This window comes from Anaerolineae bacterium (assembly GCA_013178165.1).
Taxonomy (GTDB): Bacteria; Chloroflexota; Anaerolineae; order Aggregatilineales; family Ch27; genus Ch27.
The window spans coordinates 15,166-41,495 of the sequence record JABLXG010000007.1; the positions used below are offsets into that span (position 1 = coordinate 15,166).

Annotated in this window: 20 protein-coding genes and 1 tRNA gene; 8 read left to right on the forward strand and 13 right to left on the reverse strand. The window is 62.4% G+C overall.

Going from position 1 to position 26,330, the window contains the following annotated elements; all coding sequences use genetic code 11:
• Positions 1 to 96: 96 nt before the first annotated feature.
• Positions 97 to 2,322, forward strand: a complete 2,226-nt coding sequence (locus tag HPY64_07365; protein ID NPV66947.1) for a 6-phosphofructokinase — start codon at positions 97 to 99, stop codon at positions 2,320 to 2,322.
• A gap of 54 nt (positions 2,323 to 2,376) precedes the next feature.
• Here the strand turns inward: HPY64_07365 and HPY64_07370 are convergent, their stop codons facing one another.
• The 11 genes from HPY64_07370 to HPY64_07420 all read right to left on the reverse strand — a co-directional run bounded on the left by HPY64_07370 (position 2,377) and on the right by HPY64_07420 (position 14,185).
• On the reverse strand, positions 2,377 to 5,079 hold the full coding sequence (locus HPY64_07370) for an FtsX-like permease family protein (GenBank protein ID NPV66948.1): 2,703 nt from the start codon (positions 5,077 to 5,079) through the stop codon (positions 2,377 to 2,379).
• Positions 5,076 to 5,819 (reverse strand): ABC transporter ATP-binding protein, encoded by a 744-nt coding sequence (locus HPY64_07375; GenBank protein NPV66949.1) that lies wholly within the window; start codon positions 5,817 to 5,819, stop codon positions 5,076 to 5,078. Before HPY64_07375 ends, HPY64_07370 begins: the two co-directional genes overlap by 4 nt.
• A gap of 141 nt (positions 5,820 to 5,960) precedes the next feature.
• A tRNA-Gly gene (locus tag HPY64_07380) sits at positions 5,961 to 6,032 on the reverse strand.
• Between the two features lie 72 nt (positions 6,033 to 6,104).
• The gene (locus tag HPY64_07385; GenBank protein NPV66950.1) at positions 6,105 to 7,163 is read right to left on the reverse strand and encodes a rod shape-determining protein RodA; all 1,059 of its coding nucleotides are present in this window, start codon (positions 7,161 to 7,163) and stop codon (positions 6,105 to 6,107) included.
• A gap of 203 nt (positions 7,164 to 7,366) precedes the next feature.
• Entirely contained in the window at positions 7,367 to 7,633 is a 267-nt protein-coding gene (minE, locus tag HPY64_07390; GenBank protein ID NPV66951.1) for a cell division topological specificity factor MinE, read from the reverse strand.
• Positions 7,634 to 7,648: 15 nt separating this feature from the next.
• Entirely contained in the window at positions 7,649 to 8,461 is an 813-nt protein-coding gene (minD, locus tag HPY64_07395; GenBank protein ID NPV66952.1) for a septum site-determining protein MinD, read from the reverse strand.
• 34 nt (positions 8,462 to 8,495) lie between these two features.
• On the reverse strand, positions 8,496 to 9,239 hold the full coding sequence (minC, locus tag HPY64_07400; GenBank protein NPV66953.1) for a septum site-determining protein MinC: 744 nt from the start codon (positions 9,237 to 9,239) through the stop codon (positions 8,496 to 8,498).
• Positions 9,240 to 9,341: 102 nt separating this feature from the next.
• The gene (mrdA, locus tag HPY64_07405) at positions 9,342 to 11,576 is read right to left on the reverse strand and encodes a penicillin-binding protein 2 (protein NPV66954.1); all 2,235 of its coding nucleotides are present in this window, start codon (positions 11,574 to 11,576) and stop codon (positions 9,342 to 9,344) included.
• Between the two features lie 31 nt (positions 11,577 to 11,607).
• Positions 11,608 to 12,123, reverse strand: a complete 516-nt coding sequence (gene mreD, locus HPY64_07410; GenBank protein ID NPV66955.1) for a rod shape-determining protein MreD — start codon at positions 12,121 to 12,123, stop codon at positions 11,608 to 11,610.
• Positions 12,124 to 12,143: 20 nt separating this feature from the next.
• On the reverse strand, positions 12,144 to 12,977 hold the full coding sequence (mreC, locus tag HPY64_07415; protein ID NPV66956.1) for a rod shape-determining protein MreC: 834 nt from the start codon (positions 12,975 to 12,977) through the stop codon (positions 12,144 to 12,146).
• 98 nt (positions 12,978 to 13,075) lie between these two features.
• Complete coding sequence (locus HPY64_07420) at positions 13,076 to 14,185, reverse strand: rod shape-determining protein (protein NPV66957.1); 1,110 nt, start codon at positions 14,183 to 14,185, stop codon at positions 13,076 to 13,078.
• A gap of 174 nt (positions 14,186 to 14,359) precedes the next feature.
• Between HPY64_07420 and tilS the strand changes: the two genes are divergently transcribed.
• From tilS to HPY64_07450, 6 genes are all read left to right on the forward strand, one after another.
• Positions 14,360 to 15,847 carry a tRNA lysidine(34) synthetase TilS gene (gene tilS / locus HPY64_07425; GenBank protein ID NPV66958.1) on the forward strand — a complete coding sequence of 496 codons (1,488 nt, stop codon included), beginning with the start codon at positions 14,360 to 14,362 and terminating at the stop codon, positions 15,845 to 15,847.
• Between the two features lie 120 nt (positions 15,848 to 15,967).
• Entirely contained in the window at positions 15,968 to 16,819 is an 852-nt protein-coding gene (locus HPY64_07430; protein ID NPV66959.1) for a response regulator transcription factor, read from the forward strand.
• 2 nt (positions 16,820 to 16,821) lie between these two features.
• Positions 16,822 to 18,543, forward strand: coding sequence for a hypothetical protein (locus HPY64_07435; GenBank protein ID NPV66960.1), 1,722 nt, complete (start codon positions 16,822 to 16,824; stop codon positions 18,541 to 18,543).
• A gap of 172 nt (positions 18,544 to 18,715) precedes the next feature.
• Complete coding sequence (locus tag HPY64_07440; GenBank protein ID NPV66961.1) at positions 18,716 to 20,971, forward strand: ATP-dependent Clp protease ATP-binding subunit; 2,256 nt, start codon at positions 18,716 to 18,718, stop codon at positions 20,969 to 20,971.
• Positions 20,972 to 21,129: 158 nt separating this feature from the next.
• Positions 21,130 to 22,572: a phosphoglucosamine mutase gene (gene glmM / locus HPY64_07445; GenBank protein NPV66962.1), complete on the forward strand. Its 1,443-nt coding sequence runs from the start codon at positions 21,130 to 21,132 to the stop codon at positions 22,570 to 22,572.
• Between the two features lie 22 nt (positions 22,573 to 22,594).
• The gene (locus HPY64_07450; GenBank protein NPV66963.1) at positions 22,595 to 24,013 is read left to right on the forward strand and encodes a phosphomannomutase/phosphoglucomutase; all 1,419 of its coding nucleotides are present in this window, start codon (positions 22,595 to 22,597) and stop codon (positions 24,011 to 24,013) included.
• Positions 24,014 to 24,075: 62 nt separating this feature from the next.
• Here the strand turns inward: HPY64_07450 and HPY64_07455 are convergent, their stop codons facing one another.
• Complete coding sequence (locus HPY64_07455; GenBank protein ID NPV66964.1) at positions 24,076 to 24,609, reverse strand: DUF2179 domain-containing protein; 534 nt, start codon at positions 24,607 to 24,609, stop codon at positions 24,076 to 24,078.
• Positions 24,599 to 25,432 carry a DUF309 domain-containing protein gene (locus HPY64_07460; protein NPV66965.1) on the reverse strand — a complete coding sequence of 278 codons (834 nt, stop codon included), beginning with the start codon at positions 25,430 to 25,432 and terminating at the stop codon, positions 24,599 to 24,601. The genes HPY64_07455 and HPY64_07460 overlap by 11 nt, the downstream gene beginning before the upstream one ends.
• A 122-nt stretch (positions 25,433 to 25,554) precedes the next feature.
• Here HPY64_07460 and surE point away from each other — a divergent pair, with 122 nt between their 5' ends.
• Positions 25,555 to 26,316 carry a 5'/3'-nucleotidase SurE gene (gene surE / locus HPY64_07465; protein NPV66966.1) on the forward strand — a complete coding sequence of 254 codons (762 nt, stop codon included), beginning with the start codon at positions 25,555 to 25,557 and terminating at the stop codon, positions 26,314 to 26,316.
• Positions 26,317 to 26,330 lie beyond the last annotated feature (14 nt).

The window sequence follows — 26,330 nt, forward strand, 5'->3', positions numbered from 1 at the left end:
AAAACAATAAACCGGGTGGGTAAAGGCGATCTGCAGCCATGACCCACTCCGCTTGTTGATGACAACGGTTCGGAAATGGCCGAAGGGTAAGCCGATATGTCAGGGCATTCCAGGAGAAGCATCGGGGTACTCACCAGTGGCGGTGACGCCCCCGGGATGAATGCGGCAGTGCGGGCGATAGTCCGCACGGCGATCAACCTGGGGCATGATGTCTATGCGATCTACGAGGGCTACCAGGGTATGGTGGATGGCGGCAACTTCATCCGCCGGATGACCTGGGGGTCGGTGGGCGGCATCATGCACCAGGGCGGCACGGTGATCGGTACGGCGCGTTGCGCTGCGTTCCGCACCCGCGATGGGCGCCGGCAGGCAGCCCGCAACCTGCTGGAGCATGGCATCGATAGCCTGATTGTGATCGGCGGCGATGGCAGTCTGACCGGCGCGAATATCTTCCGGCAGGAGTGGCCAGAGCTGCTTGAAGAACTCGTGCAGCGGGGCGAACTAAGCCGCAAGAAAGCCGATGCGCATCGCGAATTGCGGCTAGTGGGCCTGGTCGGATCGATTGACAACGATATGGTTGGCACGGATATGACCATCGGGGCGGACACAGCGCTGCATCGGATCACGGCGGCGGTTGATGCCATCGCCAGTACAGCGGCCAGCCACCAGCGGGTATTCGTGATCGAGGTCATGGGGCGGCACTGCGGCTACCTGGCATTGATGAGCGCCCTGGCAACCGCCGCCAACTGGGTGTTGATCCCGGAAAGCCCGCCCGAGGTGGACGATTGGGAAGATGAGATGTGCCGGGCGCTGCGCGCCGGGCGTGAAACCGGCCGCCGCCACAGTATCGTCATCGTGGCAGAAGGCGCTCAGGACCGCTTTGGTAATCCCATCACCAGCCAGTATGTCCAGAAGGCGCTGGAAGAACGGCTAGGGGAGGAAGTGCGCGTCACCATCCTGGGGCACGTGCAGCGCGGCGGTGCGCCGAGCGCCTTTGACCGTAACCTGGGCACCCTGATGGGCTACGCGGCAGTAGAATGCATTGTCTCTGAAGAGGCGCGGGAACCCCTCCTCATCGGCATCCGTGAGAACCGGTTGGTTCATGCGCCGCTGATGGCCTGCGTCGAGGCTACCCAGGAAGTCGCGCGAGCCATTGAAGCCCACGACTACAACCGGGCGATGTCATTGCGCGGCGGGAGCTTCAAGGATGCGCTGCGCACTTTCCGCACGCTGGTGCAGGCGTACCCGCGCAAACCGGAACCCGGCCAGAAACGGCTGCGCTTTCTGGTTATGAATTGCGGCGGGCCCGCCCCCGGTATGAATACCGCTGTCCGCGCTGCCGTCCGGCTGGGGCTGGACAAAGGCCACATTATGCTCGGAGCGCGCAACGGCTTCCGCGGCCTGCTGCGCGATGACATCAGCGAGATGGACTGGATGAGCGTCAGCGGGTGGGTCTCCCGCGGCGGCGCTGAGCTGGGCACGAGCCGTAAAATCCCTGCGGAAAGCGACCTGCCCAGGATCGCCCAGGTCCTGGAGGCGCATGACGTTCAGGGCTTGCTGATCATCGGCGGTCTCTCCGGCTATCAGGCGGCTCATCTGCTGTTCACGCACAGCAACCAGTATCCGGCCTTTAACATCCCGATCATCTGCATGCCAGCGTCGATCAATAATAATCTACCCGGCTCCGAGCATAGCATTGGCGCGGATACCGCCCTCAATAGCATTGTGATGGATGTGGACAAGATCAAGCAGTCCGCGGTGGCTTCCCGGCGCTGCTTTGTGGTGGAAGTGATGGGGCGCTACTGTGGCTACCTGGCGCTGATGAGTGGTCTGGCGACAGGGGCGGAGCGGATCTACCTGCATGAAGAAGGACTAACCCTCAAGGATTTACAGGACGACCTGGCCAGCCTGGTCAAGGGATTTGAGCAGGACATGCGGCTGGGCCTGATCATCCGCAACGAGGATGTCGATCCGTTCTATACGACATCGTTCATTGCCTCACTGTTTGAGAAAGAGGGCGGCGGGCTATTCAATGTACGGCAGACCATCCTGGGGCATGTCCAGCAGGGCGGCGACCCTTCGCCTTTTGACCGGATTCAGGCGACACGCTTGGCCGCCCGCTGTATGGAGTTCCTGATTGCCGAGGCGGGACGGGTCTCGCCAGCTGGGGCGTTTATCGGCCTGCAGGCCGGTCAGGTGACCTTCACCAGCCTGGGCGATTTGCCGCGCCTGCTCGACAGCGAATTTGGCCGACCCAAGGAGCAGTGGTGGCTGAGCATGAGACCGATCGCCAGCATCCTGGCCCGGCCCAGAACGCAGTAGCTCGCAATCGTCTTTCAGGCTTCTGCGCCCGCGCCGCCTGCCGGTGCGGGTGTTTTATTCATAGCGCAGGGCATTCAACGGCTTTTCCGTGGCTGCTGGCCAGGCTGTGATCAGGGTTGCGGCGATAGTCACCAGCACCGCCAGGGCCAGCATCAGAATCACCAGGTCGGTGGGCAAAGGCATGTGAACCAGCCCTTCGCTCAGGACAGGGACGAGCGCCAGGATAAGCAGGGTGGGCAACAGGCTGATCACGCCGCCAGCGATACCAACCAGGCTGTTTTCCGCCAGCAATTGACCCAGCGCCTGCCAGCGACTGACCCCGATAGCCTTAAGAATAGCGATCTGCCGACGGCGTTCCATGGTCGCCAGGGCGACGGTTGTGGCGATCAGGGCGCTGGCGGCGAACAGGCTCAGTCCGGCAACCAGCAGTGGAAGCGCGGCCAGCTGGTTCATCAGGCGGCTGATGATCGAGTCGAACAGAGCGACGTCGAAGATGAACACGCCGGGAATGGCGCCAACTGCCGCCATAACCTCGCGCACCGCGTCCGGCTGGACGTCCACAACAATGAAGTCAAAGGGAATATTCTGGCGCGGCATCATATCCAGCGGGACCTGCAGGGCGCTGTCATTCAGGCTGAAGGGGATCAGACCGGTTGACGGCCCTGGCGCGACAATACCCACGACCTCGAAATCTTGCACCCGTTCGCCTATGCGCAGCGTGATCGGCGAGCCAATTGTCACGCCATGCGCTTCCAGTTCGGGCAAATAAGGGATGGTGATCACAGCCTGCCCGGCATCCTCCGGACCAAGGAAGCGTCCGGCGACCAGCTGGCCACGCGGCGGGTCGCCATAGGCAGCGACGCCCAGAACCAGGTTCAGGCTGACGCGACGCATGCTTGACTGCGCGTCAGTCCGGGCGAGGGCGAACCACCGTTCGTAATCTCGCGCGCCATTGATGGCCACCAACTCAAGTCTACCGGGGAAGCGGATCTCCCGGTAACCATTGACCGCCGGGATCGAATCCAGCCGGGTGCGCACTGTTCCCTGGACGAGCGACAGGGGCAGGATCACCACATTGCCACCAAGCGGCTGGCTGATACTGGTGTACAGCAGGATATTGAGGCTGCGAGTCATGATCAGCGTGCCACTGAGCGCCGTCATGCCAATAATCAGGGCCAGCAGGCTGAAGGCGGTGCGGGTGCGGTGTGTTGCCAGACCGCGGATGGCCAGTTGCAGGTTGGCGTTGCGGAAGCTGGGCAACTTGCTCAACAGCCAGACCAACGCCCAGTTGAGGGCGAACAGCACGGCCAGAAAGATGAAGGTTCCCAGCGTGGCAGTGATGCCGGGCGTCAGCGGCGGCGGCAACCGCAGGTAACGCGCAAAGCGGTGGCTGGCCACAATCAGGTCGATCAGCAGGCCAAAACCGATGATCAGCACGATGAAGCTGATGCCTGTCCACAGAGCACCCGCGCGCAGCATGGGAACATCGTCTTCCCGCAGCACCAGCTTGGGGCGGACACGGGCGGCGGTGATCATGGGCAGCAGACTGAAGAACAGGGTGACCACCAGGCCCAGGGCTATCCCGATCAGGATCGGGTCAAGGTAGGGGCGCCAGGGCAGACCAATGGCAAAGGCCTGCTGCCCCAGGTCACGCGCGATATAGCTGAGCAGCATGCCAAGCGCAGCGCCCAGCAGGCTACCGAAGAAACCCGCCAGCGTCGCCTCCGCCAGCACCAGCAGGGAGATATCCAGGCTGTGCAGGCCAAGTGTCTTGAGCACGGCGATTTCCAGCGAACGACGGTTGATCGCCACAACCATCGTGTTGATAATGCCCACACCGCCGATGACCAGCCCGACCAGGCTCAATACCAGCACAAAGCGGGAGATAGCATCCGCGATCTCAGCATTCTCCTCCAGCACTTCCCCGGCAGAAACGGTCCACCAGCGGCTGTAGCGCTGGCGGTCCGGTCGCTGCGGCCAGCTGGCGATCTCCTCTTCAATGGCCCCGGGATCGGCCTCAGGGGGCAGCTTGAGGTAAGCGCGATCGGCCAGATCGTCCAGGCCGAACAATGCCTGCTCGGCGCGATTCAGGTAGATGAAGCTGAACAGCAGACTCTGCGGACCATCCAGCGAGCTTTCGGCGGTATCCGGCACGATGCCGCTAACCGTGAAATAGACGTTGGCCGAACCGACGCGCACCTGATCGCCAACTTCCGCCCCAATCTGGCTGGCCAGACGCTGGCTCAACACAGCTGCATTGGGGGTGGCGAACAGGTCGCCCAGCAGCGCACGGGCTGGCCTGTCTGCCCGGATGGTATCGTAGAAAGGGTAAACTGCCGGATCGATGAAGACGCTCATGGTCAGGGCAGGCGGCCCGGCGCGACCATACTCCCCGATCACAGCGACCTGCATCAACTCACCGTTGAGAGTGAAGGTGATCGCGATGTCGCGTTCGGCAGCCCACGCTTCAATGGCCGGGATGTTCTCCGCACCAAAGGGGTGGTTCCGCTCTTCGGAATTGAAGATGCTCAGCACGAAGCCGCCATCCATGGTCGTGTCGGTTACCCGAATGTCGCCGCGCAGGAACGCCTGCGCGTTGCTGGTGAGGGCGTCAGTGAGCATCAACCCCAGGGCGCGCAGAGCGACCACAGAGGCTACGCCAACAGCTACCGACAGCAGGGTGAAGGCGGCGCGACGCCGATCGCGGACGATATTGCGCAGCGCATAGGCAAAAGCGAACCGAAGACGTTCGATCATGGGTGCGCCTGCTCGCTGGCGGGCTGCGGACCTTGCACTGGGGCGCCGTTAAGCGCGTCTTCAGCGATGCGGCCGTCAACCAGAATGATGCGGCGGTCGGCCTGCGCAGCAATATGCGGCGCGTGGGTGACCACGATGATGGTTGTGCCCGTGCTCTCCCGCACATTGTGGAGCGCCTCCAGGACAACCTGGCTGGAGACGGAATCCAGATTGCCAGTCGGTTCGTCAGCCAGTAACAGGGGGGGATTATTGGCCAGGGCACGGGCGATGGCAACGCGCTGCTGTTCCCCGCCGGAAAGCTGCGCCGGGCGATGGTTGACGCGATCGCCGAGGCCAAGCAGGGTCAGGATTTCCCGTGCGCGGCGGCGTGGATCAAAGCGGCGCTGACGGGCGAACTGGATCGGCAGGGCCACGTTTTCCAGGGCGGTCAGAGTGGGAATCAGATTGAAGGACTGGAAGACAAAGCCGATCTTCTCGTTGCGGATGCGGGTCAGCGCACTTTCGCTCAGGTGGGTGATATCGACACCATCAATGAACACCCGCCCGCTGCTGGGCGTATCCAGGCCGCCGATCAGGCCCAGAAGGGTGGACTTGCCGCTGCCAGACGGCCCGCTGATGGCCAGAAATTCGCCCCGCCTGACGGTCATGGTCACACCCCGCAGGGCATGGACAATGACTTCGCCCGTCCTGAAGTCCTTGCGCAGGTCTTCTGTGCGCAGGACAGTATGGTTTTCGGCCATGAGATGGCCTTACTTTCTGTTCGATGATCCGGTTTTGCCGCGCACACCAGGCCGTGCGCCCTCACTACTGTTGCACGAAGGGGTTAGCCTGTCAAGGTGACCTGGAATCACAACGGGGGACGCCGCACGCCCCCCGTCAAGAGCGGGTAACGGGATTCGAACCCGTGACATTCAGCTTGGGAAGCTGACGTTCTACCGCTGAACTATACCCGCCGATTGACCGTGATTATAGGGCGGGTGCGGAGGGCTGTCAAGATCGTTGAACGGCGGTTGCCGGGTCCGGCCTCAGCCGCGTGGCGGCCGCCGGACGTACACGCTCTCCACCAGCCCGATACCCAGCAGCAGGGTTAACAGGGAGCTACCACCTGAACTGATGAACGGCAGGGTCAGGCCGGTGACAGGCAACAGATTGAGATTCATGCCCACCGAGACAAAAGTCTGGAAGAAGATCAGGTTGGCCACGCCGTAGCACAGCAGGCTACCGAAGGGATCGGCGGCAACCCTTGCCACATAAAGGATGCGCCACAACACGATCGCGATCAGACCGAGCGCCAGCACCGCCCCGGCAAAACCCAGTTCCTCGGCGATGACGCTGAAAATGAAGTCTGTATGCCGCACCCGCAGGAAGCGTAACTGCGTCTGCGTGCCCTGGGCATAACCTTTGCCCAGCAATCCGCCAGAACCGATGCTGATCAGCGCCTGGTTGATGTTGTACTGCCCACTGGGATCAGCTTCCGGGTTTACAAAGTTGATGATCCGCTGGCGCTGGTAGTCTTCCATGTTGATCCAGAGCACCGGCAGCAAGATCAACATCACCAGGGCGAAAATCAGAATATGCTTTAAGCGCAGGCCCGCCGCCCAGGCCATCACCATCCAGGTAGTCATGATCACCACGGTAACACCCAGCGAGGGCTGCAGAAAGACCAGCAACGCCGGAATCCCAATGTACAGCAAAGATACAAACACCGTCTTGAGGTCACTAAAACGGGTGTAATTGTTGCTCAGATGCTGGCCCAGGGCGATCACCAGCAGCACCTTGCTGATCTCCGAGGGCTGGATGGGGATGCCGACATTCAGCCAGCGTTGCGCCCCCGCCGCGCCAACCAGCCCAAAGAAGGCCACCAGCCCCAGAAACACCAGGACAAGCGCGTAGATCCACTGGTAAAGTGCGCCGATCAACCGGTAATCAATTGCGGTCATGATCAACAGCACCGCGAACCCGACTACCGCATACTGGATCTGCCGGGGCACGCGGTTGATCAGGTCAGGATCGATTGCATCCAGGGTGGCGCTGCGGATCATCAGCACCCCGTAGATGACCAGCAGTACGACCGCGCTGAACAAAATGAAGTCAAACCGTCGCCAAATACTTACCCCGGTACCATTCATGCCACAGGAACCCTATCCAGGTAGATACCAGATTGGACCAACCCAAAGCCTATCGCCAAACAAAAGGGCCGCGTCTTCGACGCCGCCCCAAGCTTCCCCAACTTGCCAGCTCCTGTCAAGAGCAACCCGCCGCGCCGCCACGCAGCCCAGACCGTCGCCTACCCGCGCGAGTCATCAATCGCCAGCGGGATATCGGCCACCAGCCAGCTATCGCGCTTGCGCTGCTCCACCGTGATCTCCACGTTTTCGCGGTCAATCTGCACATACTTGGAAATCACCGCCAGGATTTCTTCCTCCATCTCTTTGAGCTTCTCAGGGGAAAGATCCAGGCGATCGTGCACCAGCACCAGTTGCAGGCGCTCCTTGGCAATCTTTGCGGAACCGGTACTGCTCCGCCCCAGCAGGCGATCGATTAGGCTGCTCATGGACGCTATCTCCTGCTATCCCATGCCTGCCGAATTGCCGCTAAAAAGCCGTGACAACCGCTTCAGGAAAGACTGTTCCTGATCCAGGGCCATCAGCGGGACATCCTCGCCCAGCAGGCGGCGGGCAATGTTGCGGAACGCCTGCCCGGCCCTGGAGTTTGGATCTCCGGCTGCCGGTTCCCCCTTATTCGATGAGGTTAGCACGGTTTCATCTTCCGGCACAACCCCGATGATCTTGATCGACAGGATCTCCACTACATCATTGGTGGAGAGCATCTCGCCGCGTTTGACCAGATCCATCTTGAGCCGGTTGAGGATGAGCTGGCCGGGGCCTTTCTCTTCAGCCTCCAGCAGGCCGATAATCCGGTCAGCATCCCGGACGGCGGAAACCTCGGGGTTAGTCACAATCAACACTTCATCAGCCGGAGCTACCGCATTGCGGAAGCCGCGCTCAATCCCGGCGGGCGAGTCGATCAGAATAAAATCGTAGTCCTCTCGCAGTTTTTGCGCAATGTCCACCATATCCGCCGGGCTGATCGCAGTCTTGTCGCGGGTCTGAGCAGCAGGGATCAGATACAGGTCCGGGTAGGATTTATGCTTGATCATGGCCTGGCGCAGTTTGCAGCGCCCTTCAACGACATCCACCAGATCGTAGACGATGCGGTTTTCCAGCCCCAGGATGACATCCAGGTTGCGCAGGCCAATATCGGCGTCAATCGCCACCACCTTCTTGTTGAGCGCGGCCAGGGCGACACTGAGGTTCGCCGTAACTGTGGTTTTGCCCACACCGCCCTTGCCAGATGTAACGGTTATCACTCGTGCGCCCATAGGCTCTCCATCAGTTCTTGAGATGAGTCCTGGCTCAATTCCATGCTTCCACCACAATGCGGTTGCCGCGAATCCTGGCGCTTTCCGGGCGAGGTTCCCGCCGCTGCTCCTTGGGGGATGTAGCGATATACCCGGCGATCCGCAGTTGCATAGGAGTCATATCCAGCGCGCAGACGGTTGCGCCTTCGTCGCCCTGCGCACCGGCGTGGACAACGCCGCGCAATCGTCCCCAGACAATCACGTCCCCCCCGGCAATGATTTCCGCACCGGGGTTGACATCCCCAAGTACTACCACATGCCCATCGCTGTGAATCGTGCGCCCGCTGCGCAGCGTCCGCTTGAAGAGCACACCGATCGTGCCCACTTCTTCCGGGTTGATCGGCGGAGGGGCGCCGTCATCTTCCTGGACGCGCAACAGCGTCTCGGCAATCCCCGCCGGAAGCCGTTCGCCAGGTGAACGCTCCGGCACAGGGGCCTCCAGCGTTGTCGCTACCCCCAGTTTCCGCGCCGTCGTCAGGGTTGTCAGGCTGCCGCTCAGCACCGCCCACAGGCTCACTTCACGATCCGCCAGCACATGTTGCAACAGACTCAACTCCTGCCGGCGCACCGAGCGCTCCCCAACATCGATCGCCAGACGCGCCCCGCGGAAGAAGTCGCGCTGCCGATCGATAACATTGGCCAGCTGGCGGGCCACCTCATCCCACGCCGCTTCGGGAGACACGTAAACGACAAGCCCATCCCGTGTACCCTTGATTTCGAGGGGTTTGTTGCCTGACATGCCACCACCTGTATCAGTCGCGCGGTCAGCCGGAATCACTCCGTCTCAGGTTCTGAGTGTTGTCCACTACTATACTCATTTTTGGCTCTTGCGCTACGGGCATTATGAGCCGCGCGCCTGCTTCAACCGGAAGTATGCTTCCATCGTGTCGCGCACAACCGGCAATGCCACTAGCGATCCTTCGCCGCCGTTATAGACAAAGGCGATGATGATCACTTCCGGGTTTTCATAGGGTGCATACGCCACAAACCAGGCGTGCGCTGGCCAGTTGCCGGGGACGCACAGTCCCAGCGGCCGGGCGATATCATCACAGTATTCAGCCGTGCCGGTCTTGCCCGCTACCTCCACGTATGGCAGCGCGGCCTTCATCCCGGTGCCATTGATGATGGTCTCGCGCATGCCCCGCTGAACGATGGCAAGGGTTTCCGGGCTGACAAATGGCGGAAGGTAATCCGGGTTGAATTGTGTCCGGTCGCAAACGCCGCCATTGAAGACATAATTGCGCGGCACATTGACCGTGTACGGGATCGTTTCGCCCTGCCAATCAAGCGTAGCCCGGTAGTTCTGCGGATCACAGCGGGCCGGATCGTAGAAGGGGCTATCCGGCTCACACCGGCAGACCAGACTGTTCTGCCCCTGAATGATCATGTCCTCCTGCATGAACAACACGGCATCCTGGCCAGGGGGTGGCTTGACTAACGTGCGGTTGACGTGCGGCGTGAAACCCTCCAGGACGTTGCCCTCGCCATCCAGAAAGCTATGGATGATCGTTGGCTGGTAGACCGTCCCACCATTGGCAATCGCTGCCACAGCGTTGACCAGCTGCAGTACCGACGTCACCACATATCCCTGCCCGAAGGCTGCGTTATAGGTATCGCCGGTTGACCAGTTCTCACCGTAGGTGCGGCGCTTCCAGTCACGATCGGGCATCCGCCCGGCGATCTCGCCAGGCAATTCGATACCCAGTTCGGAGCCAATACCGAAGGCAGTAGCATAGCGGTACAGATTATCGATCCCCAGACCGCCGGGTTTGAGCGCTGCCGGCGAAACTTCCGGGTTGCCGCCGCCGACCTGGTAGAAATACACGTCACAACTCTGGGCAATAGCCTGTATCATGGCCAGCCGCCCGTGCCCGGACCGCAACCAGCACACAAAGGTCTGGGAAGCTGCCGGATCATTGGGGGCGTAACTGTTCGGCAGCACCAGCCGCCCGGGATCAGAGAGTTCGGTGTTGACGTCGATGACACCTTCTTCCAGAGCGCCTACTGCCGTGATCAGCTTCCAGACAGAACCGGGTGGGTACAGGGACTGGATGGCATGGTTGATCAGCGGCAGCAGCGGGTTGTCGAACAGCTGGAAGTAGTATTCGCCGTCAATACTCCGCGCGAAGCGCTGGTTGTCATACGAAGGCCAGCTGACCATCGCCAGCACTTCACCTGTCTGCGGATTCATAGCAATCACCGCACCCGATTGCGTGATCACCTTGCCCGCTTCACTGTTGACGATATTGATCCGGCGAGTTAACGCCTCTTCCGCGGCCTGCTGCAACTCCAGATCAAGTGTCAGCCGAACGTTGCGACCCGGAATCGGATCCTCCTGCTGGACCACGCGCAGCGGTAGCCCAGCGACATCGACCTCCCGCAGGCGGCTGCCCCGCCGCCCAGCCAGTTCGTTTTCCAGGAAGAACTCCACCCCGGCGTACCCGATGCGGTCAAAGGCCGGATTGTAGCCCTGCTCCTGTAGCGCCTCGGCTTCCTCCGCCGGGATCGGCCCCAGATAGCCGATGATCTGCGAGGTGGTTGTGCCGGAGGGATACTCGCGCACCGCCGCGACCTCGATCCCCACACCGGGCAACAGCAGGCGATCCTCCAGGATGCGCAGGGCGACATTGCGCGGCACGTCCTGCGCCACGATGACCGGCCGGTACGGCTCGATACCAGCGCCCTCCTCGACCATCCCTTCCAAGCTACGCTGGTTGAACCGGCCGGTTGCCTCGGCAGCGGCGCGGGTCGGGGGCACATCGATCAGGGCGGATAGCCGGTTGTAGATGGCCAGTGCCGCTTCATCGTCCTCAGGGATTGCCGCCGGGACGATCGTGACATTGAAAGCAGGCACGTTGAGGGCCAGCGGTGTTCCGTTCCGGTCATAAATCACACCGCGGGACGCGGGAATGGGGAGCAGTTGGAGACGGTTTTCCTCGGCCTGCAGCGTCCAGATCTCCGCCTGTACAAACTGCAGATCATAGAGCCGGATCAGCAGGATCAGGAAGGAGAAGAAAACAATCGCACCGAAAAAGGTCAGCCGCCAACCCTGGAACGGCAGGATAATCCTTCGCATAGCACAGGCTCCAGCGGCCCGGCCATCACCTTCATAGCCGCCGCTGGCGGTCGTCCAGTGGACGCGGACGCCGTGACGGGGAAAGACCTGCCAGCAGGTGATAGACCGGAACCATCAACACCAGATTATAAACCGCCGTCGGCACAGTCACATACATCAGTAACGCCGGGATCGGCAGCGGTCGCCCGACCAATAGCAGACTCACCAGCACAACAACGTGATACAGCGCCGTTGCGCCAGCGGCCAGCAACGGCGGGATCACCAGATTACGCGGGGCATTCCGGCCAACAATCAACGCCACTGCGCCAATCGTTGTGACCAGCGCCAGCGAGGTTACCCCCTCCGGCACTGCGGAGACCAGGTCATGCAGCAGGCCGCCCACAATGGCCCATACAACGCCACGCTCGAAGCCCTGCAGCAGGCTGTACCCCAGCACCAGCAGGAACAGCAGATCCGGCGCCCCGCCAGCAATGCGCAACTCCGGCAACACCGTAGCCTGAATCACGACGGCCAATGCCAGCACGGGAATACTCAGATACCCACCCATCGATCGGCTCCGCTGGGGGTCTAGCCCGGTCTTTCAAACACGGACAGATCTACGGGCTGGAAGTTGGTGATGACCAGCACCGTCTCCAGGCGGTCAAAGTCGTTCAGGCTACGAATTTCCGCCTCCTGAAACAACTCAAACTGGAACTGGCGAATGCTGGTCACCTGGCCGATGATGATCCCCTCCGGGAAGTTCCCACCCAGGCCGGAAGTTACGGCCGTATCACCTTCCTGCAGAGTCGCGTTCAGATCGATATAGGTCATCCGCAGGCCGCCCGCCTGCCCCAGCACACTACCTTCAGCGCGGGAATTCAGCAGGCGAGCATTCACGGCGCTGATCGGATCCGTGATCAGCAACACCTGGGCGGCATTCGCACTGACCTGGGTGACCCGACCCACCAGACCCTTTTCTGTAACCACCGGCATCCCTTCAGTCACGCCATCGCGGGCACCGCGGTTGATGAAGATCACGCGGGTGAAAGCGCTAATGTCGCGGCCAATGACATCAGCCACCAGGTATTCCTCATTCTGGCGGGCGCGGGTGTATTCCAGCAATGCGGCGATACGGTCGTAGTCGTGGCGGATCTCGCGCAATTCTACGATCTCCGCCTGGTATGCCGCCAGCGCGGCCTCCAGGCTACGATTACGCTCCTCAAGCTGCTGGATGGTCAGGATATCTTCTGCCAGCCCGCTGGTACGCATGACCAAGCCGTTGGCAATGCCTTCCACCCACTGGAGGGGAACCGCCAGCAGGTTACCCACCGGGGCAGTCAGGCCTGCCACGCTCAGCGCAATCAGGATTCCGCACAGGACGACGCTGATCACAAACAGCAGCAGGCGGTTTGAACGATACATAGACTCTGCCAGTGGAAATCCGGTACACGATCCGGTGTCATCTGCCGTCAGCGCCGGCCACTCTGACGGCCGCTAACCGGCGAGCGGGGCCGCGCCAATCAGTGTTGCGTGCTGCCACGCTCCAGGCCGACCAGCAACCGCCGCAGGTTGTCATAGTCTTCCAGAATGCGGCCAGCGCCACGCGCCACGCAGGTCATCGGATCGTCGGCCAGCCAGACCTTGATGTTCGTCTCCTCGGCCACGCGTTCCGTCAGGCTCTTGAGCTGGCTCCCGCCGCCCGCCATGCAGATACCGGATTCCATAAGGTCGGCGACCAGTTCGGGTGGTGTCGCGTCGAGTGCCTCTTTGATCGTGTTGACGATGATGCTCACCGAGCCAGCTAGCGCTTCCCGCAGTTCGATCGAACTGACTTCGATCGCTTCCGGCAAGCCGGTGACCAGGTTGCGGCCCCGCAGCGTGATCGTGCGTTCTTCCGGCAACGGATAGGCAGAGCCGATCTCGATCTTGGCCCGCTCCGCTGTGCGGTCGCCGATCAGCAGGTTGTATTTGTTGCGCATATATTGCACGATATCCTCGTCCAGCTCATCGCCCGCCACCCGGATCGAGCGACTGATTACGATCCCGCCGAGCGAAAAAACGGCCACTTCTGTAGTGCCGCCGCCGATATCCACGACCATAGAGCCGTGTGTCTCGGTAATCGGCAGCCCGGCGCCGATAGCCGCGGCAACCGGCTCCTCGATCAGGAAGGCTTCCCGCGCGCCAGCACTCATCGTCGCGTCGTAGACGGCCCGCTTTTCCACCTCGGTCACGCCGCTGGGAATCCCCACCACCACCCGCGGACGGGGGACCGGCACCCAGGTCTGCTCATGGGCCTTGCGGATGAAGTAGTCAAGCATGGCCTCGGTGATGTCAAACTCGCTGATCACGCCATCACGCAGCGGGCGGATAGCAACGATATTGGCCGGAGTCTTGCCAACCATCTCCTTGGCTTCACGCCCGATAGCCAGGGGACGGCGTGTTTTCTTCTCAATGGCAACGTAGGATGGTTCGTTAATGACAATGCCCTTCCCCCGCACACTGACCAGCGTGTTTGCCGTGCCCAGGTCAATGCCAATATCGAGGGAGAAAAGGCCAAGTAGCCAATCTAGTGGACTCAACACAGTCGATTTAGTCTCCTTCACGTCGTGCAGGAAGACACGACTGGGCATTATAGCATACGGATCACGGCCCAACTACTGCGCTCACCGCTGCGCCCTTCAATTTAAGCATCCTTTCATCTTCAGCAACAGTCACGATTCTATCCCGTTTTGTACCCAAAATCGCTTCTTCGCTTCGCACAACCCGGCCTCGACCTCCCCCCGCCCGTGCACTATACTGAAAACATGGACTTGCTTCCTGAATTTCTGAAAGCGCTGGCGCGTCACAGCCTACCCCGCCAATTAGCGATGGGCCGCCCGCTGGTGGTAGCCGTCTCCGGCGGTGCGGACTCGCTATGCCTGTTGCACCTGCTACACCGCGCCAGCCCGCAACTGGGCCTGCGGCTGCATATCGCCACCCTCGATCACGGTCTGCGCGGCGAGGACAGCCGCGCTGACGCCGAATTCGTGGCACAAACTGCGGCAGACTGGGGCCTCCCGGCGACCTGTGAGCGCGTCGACGTCGCTGCGCTGGCCGCCCGGCACAACTTGAGCATTGAGGAAGCCGCCCGCCGCACTCGCTATTCATTCCTGGCTCGCGTCGCCGCGGCCACAGGCGCGGCGGCCATTGCTCTGGGCCACACCGCCGACGACCAGGCGGAAACCATCCTTATGCATCTGATTCGCGGTAGCGGCCTGACCGGGCTGCGCGGCATGCAACCGGCTACGCCGTTGACCGCCGCCTATCTGCTGCCCGGCGACAGCCTGCCGCCCGGCCTGACGCTGCTCCGCCCGCTGCTGGGCATCTCCCGCGCCGCTACCCAAGCGTATTGTGACACCTTTGGACTGGCTGCCCGCCACGACAAAACCAATGCCGACCTGACCTACTTTCGAAACCGCATCCGCCATGAGGTCCTTCCCCTGCTGGAACGCCTGACACCCGGTATCCGGGAACGGTTGGCCCGGACCGCTGAAACCCTTGCCGCGGACTATGCAGCGCTTGAAGCGCAATTCAGCGCGGCGCTGGCCACCTGCCTGGTCAGCCGCCGGGCCGATCGCATCATCCTGAGCCTCAGCCGTTTCCGCAGCGACGAGTATTGTGTAAGCAGCCAGCGCGGGATGTTACGGCTGGCGCTGCGCCAGCTGGCTCCTGCCGGGGGAGAGATCAGCTATCCGGCGCTGGAAAAGGCGCTCCGGGTGGCCCGCCAGGGCGTCACCGGCCAGCAGGCCGATTTACCCGGCGGCTTCCTGCTGCGCGTTGAGTATGACCACCTGATTTTGCAGCGGGTAGACGCTTTAACCTCACTTCCCGACTGGCCGCTACTCCAGCCGGGAATGCTTGTGCCGGTGGCTGTGCCCGGCTGTACCGCGCTGCCGGATTGCCCCTGGGCACTGGAGGTTCGCTGGCTGGCCCCCGATGAGAATCCGACGGCCTTCCACGGCCAGCCGCTGACGGCCACGCTGGCCATCCCACCAGGGACCTCACTGGCTTTGCGCACCCGGCAGCCTGGCGATCGCTTTCAGCCATTCGGGTTGGCCGGACAAACCCAGAAGGTCAAAGACTTCCTGATCAACGCTCGCATGCCGGCCGGCATCCGCGACCGCTTGCCGTTGTTGACCGCTGGTGGCGCAATCGCTTGGGTGATTGCCGGGCCGCACAGCCGGATTGCCCAGCCGTATGCGCTCACCGATCGCGCCCAGACGGCGCTCCTGCTGCGCTGGGAACGATTCTAAAAGTCAATAAGCTATCCTAAATAAACTCATTAATTTGCAGTCATAGATAAAATGAAGTATAGTTAAGGTACCCTTGACGGCCTGTATATTAGCGACTAATGCAAAAGACGCCGAGAACCTATGACTACAGATAACGAAACCGCCCACATTCTGGTCGTAGATGACGAAAGCGCCATCCGTTACTCCATCACCAAGACGCTGCAGCGTGTCGGCTACCAGGTTGACTCCGCGGCCAGCGGCGAAGAAGCGCTGGAGATGATCGCCCGGCAGAACTATGACGTCATCCTGACCGACATCCGCATGCCTGGTATCAGCGGCGTGGAACTGCTGGCCCGCGTCCGGGAAAGTGCACCGGAGGCCATTGTCATCCTGCTCACCGGCTACGCCAGTCTGGATACCGCCGTGGAAAGCCTGCGGCTGGGCGCGCACGACTACCTGATCAAGCCCAGTTCCAGCCAGGACATCCGCGACAGCGTGGCGCGCGGCATTGAGCGTGCCCGCAACCTCAAGCGGCGGCGCGCCCTGCTGGATGCCATTCAAAACAACGTGGCTGAGCTAGCCCATGTCGCAGAGTCCAAGTCGCCCGCTGCCCGCGAAACGCCGACTGAGCCAGCACACGCCCCGGTCACTCCGATTGCGACACCGATCAACACCATGACTCTGGGTCCGCTGACCATCTTCCCCGGTCGTTACCAGATCGCCATTGGCGAGCAGCCCATCGACCTGACGCCCACCGAATTTGACCTGCTGCTTTACCTGGCCGTGCACCGTGGACGGGTTGTCCCCTGCCACGAGCTAGTGCGCGAGGTGCGGGGTTATTCCATCGACGAGCCAGAAGCGCGGGAAGTCATCCGCCCCCACATCAGTAATCTGCGCCGCAAGCTCAAGACCGCCGGCCAGGACCCGGACCTGGTGGTGAACATTCGCGGTATTGGCTACCGCCTGGCCGATCTGCCCGGCATGCAGGATTAGCAATGCCGCCCCGACCCGGACGCTGGCCGCCTGCGCCGGGCGTCTTGTTGCTGGTAGGGCTGCTGATCCTGCCGTGGCTCTGCGTGCCGCCTGTCCACGCTCAGGACGACGAGATCGATCGTCTGCTCGCCGGGATGTCCACCACTCAGAAGGTTGCCCAGTTGTTCATGGTCAGCCTGTGGGGGGAAGTCCTCACCCTGGACGGCGCTGACTTCCTGGCCAGCTACCCTCCCGGCGGCGTCATCCTGTTTGGCTACAACACCAGCACACCGGAACAGATCACCCGCCTGACCAATGACATCCAGGCCGCGATCATTGCCCAGCCGGGCGCGGTCCCGGCCTGGATTGCCATTGATCAAGAGGGCGGCCCGGTTTCCCGACTGGCCACTGCAGAAGCAAACGCCTTTACTGCTTTCCCGGTCAGTATGGCCATAGCGGCTACCGGCGACCCAGCCTATGCGCAGAGCATCGGGCTGGCAACGGCGGAAGAGCTGCGCGCTGTGGGCATTACCATGAACCTCGCCCCGGTCGCCGATGTGGAGACCAACCCGGACAACCCTGTGATCTTCCGCCGCGCCTTCAGTGCCGATCCAGCGCTGGTTGGCGCCATGGCCGCCGCCATGATCCGGGGGCTGCAGGAGGGCGGAGTACTGGCCACCGCCAAGCATTTCCCCGGCCACGGTGACACCAGCGATGACTCTCACCTCACCTTGCCGGTCGTCCCGCACGATCGCGCCCGGTTGGACGTCGTAGAACTCGCCCCCTTCGGGCAGGCAATCGCCGCCGATGTGGGGGCGATCCTGGTCGCTCATGTCGCTTACCCTGCCCTTGACCCGGCGCCAGACACCCCGGCCAGTCTATCGGCGCCAATCGTCAGCGGTCTGCTCCGCCAGGAACTCGGCTTTGACGGCCTGATCATGACCGACGCCCTGGATATGGATGCCATCGACTTGCGCTACAGCCTGGCCCATGCTTCCCTGCTGGCGCTGCAGGCCGGCGCAGACCTGATCACGCCGGGACCGCACGTCAGCCTGGAGACACAGCAGGCGGCCATCGAAGCCGTGGTGCGCGCCGTCGAGGATGGCACCCTCCCGCTAGAACGGATCGAAGACTCGGTGCGGCGTATCCTGCGTCTCAAGACACAGTTCGGCGTACTGGACTGGTCGCCCCTGGACCCGGCAACGGCCCGTCAGCGGATCAACCACGACACCCATGAACAACTGGTGTCGCAACTCCTCGCCGCCGCGGTGACACTGGCCTACGACCAGACGGGCGCCATCCCGCTGAGCACCGAGCAACACGTAGCCCTGATCTACCCGGCCACCCTGCCGAGTATCGCCCGCACCTGTGAAGCTTATCATCCTGCCCTGCGCTTTGTCGGCGTCTCGCTGGGGCCAACCGCGGAAGAGCGTAGCTGGGCGGTCGAGGCCGCGCGGGCGGCGGAAATCGTGATCGTCTTCACCATTGATGCAGCGCAGAATCCCGACCTGCAGGCCCTGGTCCACGCCCTGCCTCCGGAGAAGACTATCGCCGTGGCGCTTCGCTCCCCCTATGACTGGCAGCAATTCCCGGATATTGCCGGTTACATGGCCGTCTATACCCCCCTGCCCGCAGCCATTGATGCTGCCTGCGCGGCCCTGTTTGGCGCCCAACCGGTCACGGGCGTACTGCCGGTGAATCTTGGCCCGGCCCTCATGGCCGGCAGCGGCCTCCGCCTGCCCTGACTGCAGCAGGGTATGTTATACTCCTGAGGCGAGGCGTCTCCTGGCAAGGCTGTTTGCCTGACCGGTGATTCGTTCCCGCAGCGACTTTTGGCCGATTGTGACGTAGTGATTCGCGGCGCAATAGCGCCATCCTCCGAACAGATCGTGCCCCGGCACTTGAGAGGGTCAAGACATGGGAGCAACGCTCAACCCCAACCTGCTGGCGCCAGATACCGCCGCCCTGCTGAATGACACCGCGGCCCTGATGGACCGCTACCGCAAGAACAACATCTTCCCGGAAATGGCGTTGCTGGCCCTGATCGAGGCCAAGGACACGCCGGGCCATGCCCTGCTGCAACGATTTGCCGCCAGCAATAACGTCGATCTGACCCGCCTGGCCCGCCAGACCCGCCTGGCCGTGGAAAGCCGCCGCGATCTCCCTGGCGACCTGGCCTTCATCACCCGCGACAACAAAGCGGTGCAGCTTTCCCGCCAGATGATCATCGCCATTGACGACGCCCTGACCTATGCCGAGCAGAGCAACGAGGTCTACGTGCGCACCGACCACCTGCTGGCCGCCATGAGCCAGAAGCGGCTGGGCACAGGCGGCATCCTGGCCCAGTATGGCATCACGCCGGAAGCGATGCTCAGCCTGATCGGCGGCAGCCCGGCCAAGTCCGCCAGCGCCTCAGCTGTCGCCCGGCAAATGGGCGGCACCGCCGTTGACTACGTGGCGCTGGCCCGCGCCGGAGAAAAGCGTCCCGTTCACTACCGCCAGGCGTTGCTGACCGAACTGATCAACATGCTCGCCCAGCGAGTCAACCGGCATGTCATCCTGATCGGGCAAGAAGGCGTCGGCAAACGCACCCTGGCGTACAGCCTGGCTCTGTTGATCGCCGAAGGCAAAGGCCCGCTGGGGCTAGACCGGCTGGTGCAGATCGACGAGACCGCCCTGCTGGATGATCCGGTGCGGGCCATCCGCGCCGGGATCAACAAGGCGACCGGCGGAATCCTGTTCATCCCGCAAATCGACCGTTTCTTTGACCAGCAGACGCGCCTGCGCCAGCCCAAAGTGCCCGCTGACCTGCAGAAAGCCTTTCTGAGCAGCGATCCCGTGATCATTGGCACAACCACCGAAGCGATCTACAACGAGGTACTGGCTGCTATCCCGGCAGTGCATGAGCACAGCCAGCGCCTGCGCGTCCCCGCACCGGATGAAAAAGAAACGGTGCTCATCCTGCAGACGCTCAAGCCGCAACTGGCCGCCGATTACGACATCACGATCACCGACGATGCACTGAGCATGGCCGCCGCCCTGGCCAATCGCTACATGTCCGGCACGCCCCTCCCGCGCAGCGCGGAGAACCTGCTCCACCGCGCCGCGGCGCTGGTCAACATGGGCAGCCAGCAACACATCGCCTTCAAGCCGGAGAAAGAAAACGGCTTCGATAGCACCCTGGACGCCGAAGATGTCACCCTGGCCGCCAGCCAGATGACCGGCATCCCCGTCAGCAAACTGGGCGAGGACGAGCGCAACCGCTACGCCCGGATGGTTGAGCATCTGCACGAGCGCATCATCGGTCAGGAGGAGGCGGTGCTGGCCGTCAGCCGCGCCGTTAAGACCGCTCGGGTCGGCCTCAAGGACAAGAAACGCCCCATCGGCGGCTTCCTCTTTCTCGGTCCGACCGGCGTCGGCAAGACTGAACTGGCCAAAGCCCTGGCCGAATTCATGTTCGGCAGCGAAGATGCCATGCTCCAGCTCGACATGAGCGAGTTCCAGAACGAGTCCACGGTCAACCGTCTGATCGGCTCCCCCTCTGGCTATGTGGACAGCGAGGCAGGCGGCCAGCTTACCGAGCGCGTCCGCCAGCAGCCCTATTTGATCGTGCTCTTCGACGAGGTGGAAAAGGCCCATCCCCGCGTGTTGGATATCCTCCTCCAGGTGCTGGAGGAAGGCCGTCTGACTGACGGTCGGGGTAACACAGCGAACTTCAGCGAAACCGTGATCATCATGACCAGCAACCTGGGCGCCGAATATCTGGCCGTCCCTGAAATCACGGAGGAAGTACGGGAAGCCGTGATGGAGGAAGTACATGCTCACTTCCGCCCGGAATTCCTCAACCGCTTGGACGAGATCGTGATCTTCCACCCGCTGAGCGCTGAACACCTGGCGCAAATCCTTGACCTGCTGCTCAACGCTGAAGCGCGCCTGGCCGCTACACGGGGCCTGATCCTGGAATTCACCGATCGCGCCCGGCGCTGGATGCTCGACCAGAACGATCATCCCGAATGGGGCGCGCGACCGTTGCGCCGGATCATCCGCCAGCACCTGCGCGAGCCGCTGGCTGACTTCCTGCTCAAGGAGAACCCCGCCCCCGGTACGGCTATTCACATCACGGCGGGCAAGAACGGCCTGATCTTCAAGACCGCCAGGCCGGAGCAAACCTGACCCGCGCTTCCCTCGGCAGCCCGGTCAACTGGCCGGGCTGCCGCGCTTGCGCGCAATCCCCCGTTGCAGTTAAGCTGTATCCATTAGCAGCGGGCGCTGGTCAGCGGGCGCTGTTATCCTGTTGTGTTCAACCGGTCTTATCAAGCATGAGGCAAGCGATGGATAGTCCTATCGAATTCGGAACGGACGGCATTCGCGGCGTCGCCGGGACGTACCCCCTCTCTCCGGAGGCAGTGCTGGCGACCGGCAGAGCTATCGGCCGCTGGTTACGGGAAAACGCCGCCGCGCCAACAGCTATCATCGGGCGGGATACCCGCCCCAGCGGCGAGCAGATCACCCATGCCCTGCTGGCCGGGCTAACCGCCGAAGGCATAGCCGCCGATGACGTCGGCGTGATGACCACGCCCGGCATCGCCTACCTGACTCACGCCCTGGGCTACAGCCTGGGCATCGTGATCTCCGCCAGTCATAACCCCGCCGATCAGAATGGGATCAAGGTGATCGGCAGCGATGGCTTCAAGCTCAGCGACGAAGCGGAAGCGGCCATCGAGGCTCTGATCATGCGCTATCTGGCCGACCCACCCATCTCCAGCGGTTTCGGCCGGGTGCATCGTGCTGAACAGCACCGCAGCCGCTACCTGCAGCACCTCCTGACCGGCCTGGCCCCGGACGCGCTGCAGGGGCTTTCCGTGGTACTGGACTGCGCTAACGGGGCGTCCTACGCCATCGCGCCGGAAGCCTTCGCCCGGCTGGGGGCCGCCGTCACAGCGCTCGGTACTGCGCCGACAGGCGACAACATCAATGTGCGCAGCGGCAGTGAGCATGTCCGGCGGCACAGCGAGACGCTGCGAGCAATGATCGCCGACAGCAACGCAGATGTTGGTATTGCCTTCGATGGCGACGCCGACCGCGTGATCTTCCTGACGCCACGCGGTACGTTAATCGACGGTGATCACATCCTGGCGTTGCTGGCCGACCATCTCCTACAACACGGCGATCTGCCTGGCCCGACAGTGGTTGCTACGACCATGAGCAACAGCGGCCTGGAGCACTACCTCAGCCAGCGCGGCATCACTCTGGAACGCACCAAAGTCGGCGATCGGTACGTGATGGAACGGATGCGTGCCGGAGGTTTTCGCCTGGGCGGGGAGCAGGCCGGGCACATCATCCTGCTGGACGCCGAACACACCGCCGGGGATGGCATCTACATTGGCCTGCAGGTGGCCGCCCTGATTGCCCGCCAGCGCACCCTGCTGGAAGATATTGCCTGCGCCATGCCCCGCTACCCGCAGGTGATCGTCTCCACCCATCTGACCCGCCAGGTGCCGCTGGAAGGCATCCCGGCGTTGCAGCCACTGGTGGACGAAACCCTGGCCGCCTTCGACCACCAGGGGCGCGTCAATATGCGTTACAGCGGCACGGAGCCGAACCTGCTGCGGGCGATGGTGGAAGGCGGCCCGCGATCGTCGATGGATGAGGTAATCGAGCGGGCGCTGGCGTTGTGCCGGCTGGTTATCCAGGCCGGCCAGAGCGATTCAGCCCAGATCGATATCGTCGACTGCGCAACAGGTGCTAAAATTGACGCCAACAGATACCGCTGAGCGCACCAGGAAAGGGCAGAGCATGACCCAGGTCAAGAGCCATGTCTTCCGTAAGTATGATATTCGCGGCCTTGTCACCGGCGCCGATCCTGACCTGACCCCGGATTTCGCCCGGCTGGTCGGCAGGGCCTACGGCACCTACATGAAGCGCCACCATGACATCGAGCGCGTTTATGTCGGCAGCGACAACCGCGAAAGCTCCCCCGCTCTGCGCGCCGCCCTGATCGAAGGTGTCGCCGCCAGCGGCGTCGATGTCACCGACATCGGCCAGGTCCTGACGCCGACCGTCTACTTCGCCACCGCTTCCCATGGGCCACGCTCCGGTGGGGTGATGATCACCGGCAGCCACCTCAACACAGACTACAACGGGATCAAGCTGGCCCATGGCAAGCTAGCACTTTATGGCGACCAGATCCAGACGCTGCGCGAGATGATCGAAGCCGACGACTTTAATTCCGGCAATGGGCGGATCACTGAGGACCTCAACATGATCCACCGCCACCTGGAGACAGTCAAAAGCAAGGTCAAGCTGGGCAGCCGCAAGATTAAGGCGGTCGTGGACGCCGGGAACGGTCTGAGCGGCGCTTACATGCCGGCGATCATGGAATCACTCGGTGTTGAAGTGATCTGCTTGTTTTGCGAACCCGATGGCACCTTCCCCAATCACCTGCCCAACCCCGAAGACCCGGAGCTGACCAAGGACCTGGAAGCTGCGGTGATCGCGCACGGCGCGGATATCGGCATTGGTTTCGACGGCGACGCCGACCGCTGCGGCACGATCGACGAGCGTGGGCACCATGTCGCGGCAGATCGCCTGCTGGCCCTGCTGGCCCGTGACCTGCTCAGCCGCCGCCCCGGCTCCAGCATTGTCTTTGACGTCAAGTCGTCCCAGGCGCTGGCCGATGAGATCAAGAAGCATGGCGGCCACCCGGTCATGTGGATGGCCGGGCACAGCCTGATGAAAGCCAAGATGAACGAGATCGGCTCTCCGCTGGGCGGAGAAGTCAGCGGGCACATCTTCATTGGCGAAGACTACTACGGCTTCGATGATGCCCCGCTGGTGTCGCTCAAGGTGCTGGAAATCCTCAGCAAGAGCGATCAAAGCTTCTCCGAACTGCTGGCCGGGATGCCCAGCCTGGTCGCCACGCCGGAGATCATCTTGAGTACGCCGGACGCAGAAAAATGGCACATCATCAGTGCCCTGGCCGCCAAACTCAAAGAAAAGTACGAGGTCGTCGATGTAGATGGGGCGCGGGCGATTTTCGAGCAAGGCTGGGGGTTGGTGCGGGCCAGCAATACGCAACCGGCGATCACGCTGCGCTTTGAGGCTTACACAAAGCCAGAAGTCATCCGCTACATGAACCTGTTCAACGACATGCTTAAAGCTTACCCGCAGGTTGACCGTAGCAAACTGGAAGAGTTGATCGCCGCTTACAGCTAGCGCCTCCGCAATGGCTACAACGGTGGGCGTCAGCCAGAAGGGTTGACGCCCACATTGTCTTTTCAGATACGGCTGCGTCCATCGGGCAGGTAGCCACGGCGCACCGCCCGCGTCTCGTCCAGCGTGATGAAGGCGCGCGGATCAACGTTGTTCACACAGTCGATGACGCGCTGAATGTCCCGGTGCCTGACCACGATCCGCACGGAGCCAACCACCCCGCTGACACCATGCCCCAGAGACTCGGTCGCGCCAAACCCGGCCTTGCGCACCTGCTCGGCGATCTGATGGGCATGATGAGCAGATACCACATTAACCGTCGCGAAGTTGGTCACGAAACGCTCTTCCAGCAGCATACCGATATACGTCCCGACGGCGAAACCCAGGCAATAGGCCGTCAGATTCCACAGGTTATTCAGCTGGCTGACCACGCTGCCCAGCGCTACCGCAAAAATCAGCGCCTCGAAAAAACCCAGTACCGACGAAAGCAACCGGCGACCCCGCACCGTGATCAGCATCCGCACGGTGGAAATCGACACCCCCAGAATGCGCAGCGCGAATATTCCCAGCGCGCCCAGAATCTGCCCTTCAACCCCCATGACTGCTTTCCTCTTCGCCAGTGTCCTTCGACTCTGCGATGGAACTATCCCGCCCTTCCCCGTTGATCAGCCGTACCGGCCGCAACAGGCTGCGGTCAAACTGGGCGATCTCCTCCGGAGCCATACCCTCCAGCGCCGCCCTCACCTGCGCCACATCCGCGCGCAACCCGGCCACATCAACCCCCTGGCAGATATCCGGCAGCGGCGCGAGCCACTGCAGGCTGCGCAGGAGCATCTTCAGCGCCCCGCGATGATTGCCCCGCGTGATCTGGTAGTAGGCCACGCCGACCTGCAAAATCGCCCGGTAGAGATCACGCACCGGCCCGCGCTCCACCATCCATAGCGCCTCAAACAGGTCATGCTGCCGGTAATATTCGCCGGCATTGAAGCGGCGGATGCCTTCCAGCGCCTCCGGTGGCAACGGCTCCGCACACTGGCTCTCCAGCGCCGCGCTAACCTGCCGCCGTCCCTGCTCGCGGCGCGCCAGCAGGCAAGACAGCGCCTGCCCCAGGCCCGTCAGTGGCAGCACATCATCCGCACCGGCGTCACGCCCCGCAGCAACCAGGGCCGGATCATCGGCCACCAGCGCCACCGGAATGCGCCGCGTGGCCGGGCTGGTCTTGGATGCGGTGACCCACCGGCGCCAGTCGCTGCGCGAGCCATCGACCACGATCACCGCCGGCAGATCCGCGGCCAACCGCCTGACATACCCTTCTGCATCGCTTGTCAACGGATAGCGCACCACCCGGCAGGAGCTTTCAATAGAGACCAGTTCCTCCCCCCATTCGGAATCGCTGAGGATCACGACAACAATATCGCTCACAGGCATACTCCTGGCAGGGGCAGCCGACTGGCAATTAAGTCTATCCTACCACTGGCGATGATGGTATCCTACGACCCGCAACTGCACCGATGAGCATTACCTTGCCGGGAGATTCGACTGTCATGCCTCACATCTTCGTCACCAATGATGATGGCGTCCAGGCCGCTGGGTTGCTGGCGCTGGTCCAGGCGCTTAAGACGCTGGGCACTGTCCAGATCGTCGCCCCTGCTGTCAACCAGAGCGCCGTCGGCCACAAGAAAACGCTCTTCCAGGACATCCCCATGCATGAAACTGTCCTGGCCGATGGCACCCCGGCCTATGCGGTAGGCGGCTCTCCTGCCGATTGCATCGCTATCTCTGCCCTGGGCGCGACACCCTGGCCGCCTGACCTAGTCGTCTCCGGGATCAATCGTGGCCCCAACATGGCCCAGGACATCACCTATAGCGGCACCGTCACCGCCGCGTTTGAGTCGGTGATTCACGGCGTCCCGGCCATCGCCGTGTCGCTGGATAACCACCGCGCCGATAACGTGGAGGACTACCGGCCTGCCGCGGCCATCGCCGTCAGGATCGCCGCCCGCGTGCTGGAAAAAGGCCTGCCGCCGTTAACCATCCTCAACCTGAACGTGCCGGATGGCCACACCGTCCGGGGCCTGCGGCTGACCCGCCAGGGGATCCGCATCTACCGCGATGCCCTCTCCCGCGATGGCAACATTTTCCAGATCGTCGGGGAAGTACCCACCGGTGTCTACAACCAGGAGGGTACCGACCTGTGGGCTGTCCACAACGGCTACGCCAGCCTGACGCCGCTGCACCTGGACCTGACCGCTCACCGCTTTATTGCTGACCTGGCTGCCTGGGACATCACGCTCCAGGACAGCTGATCGATCTCAGACAG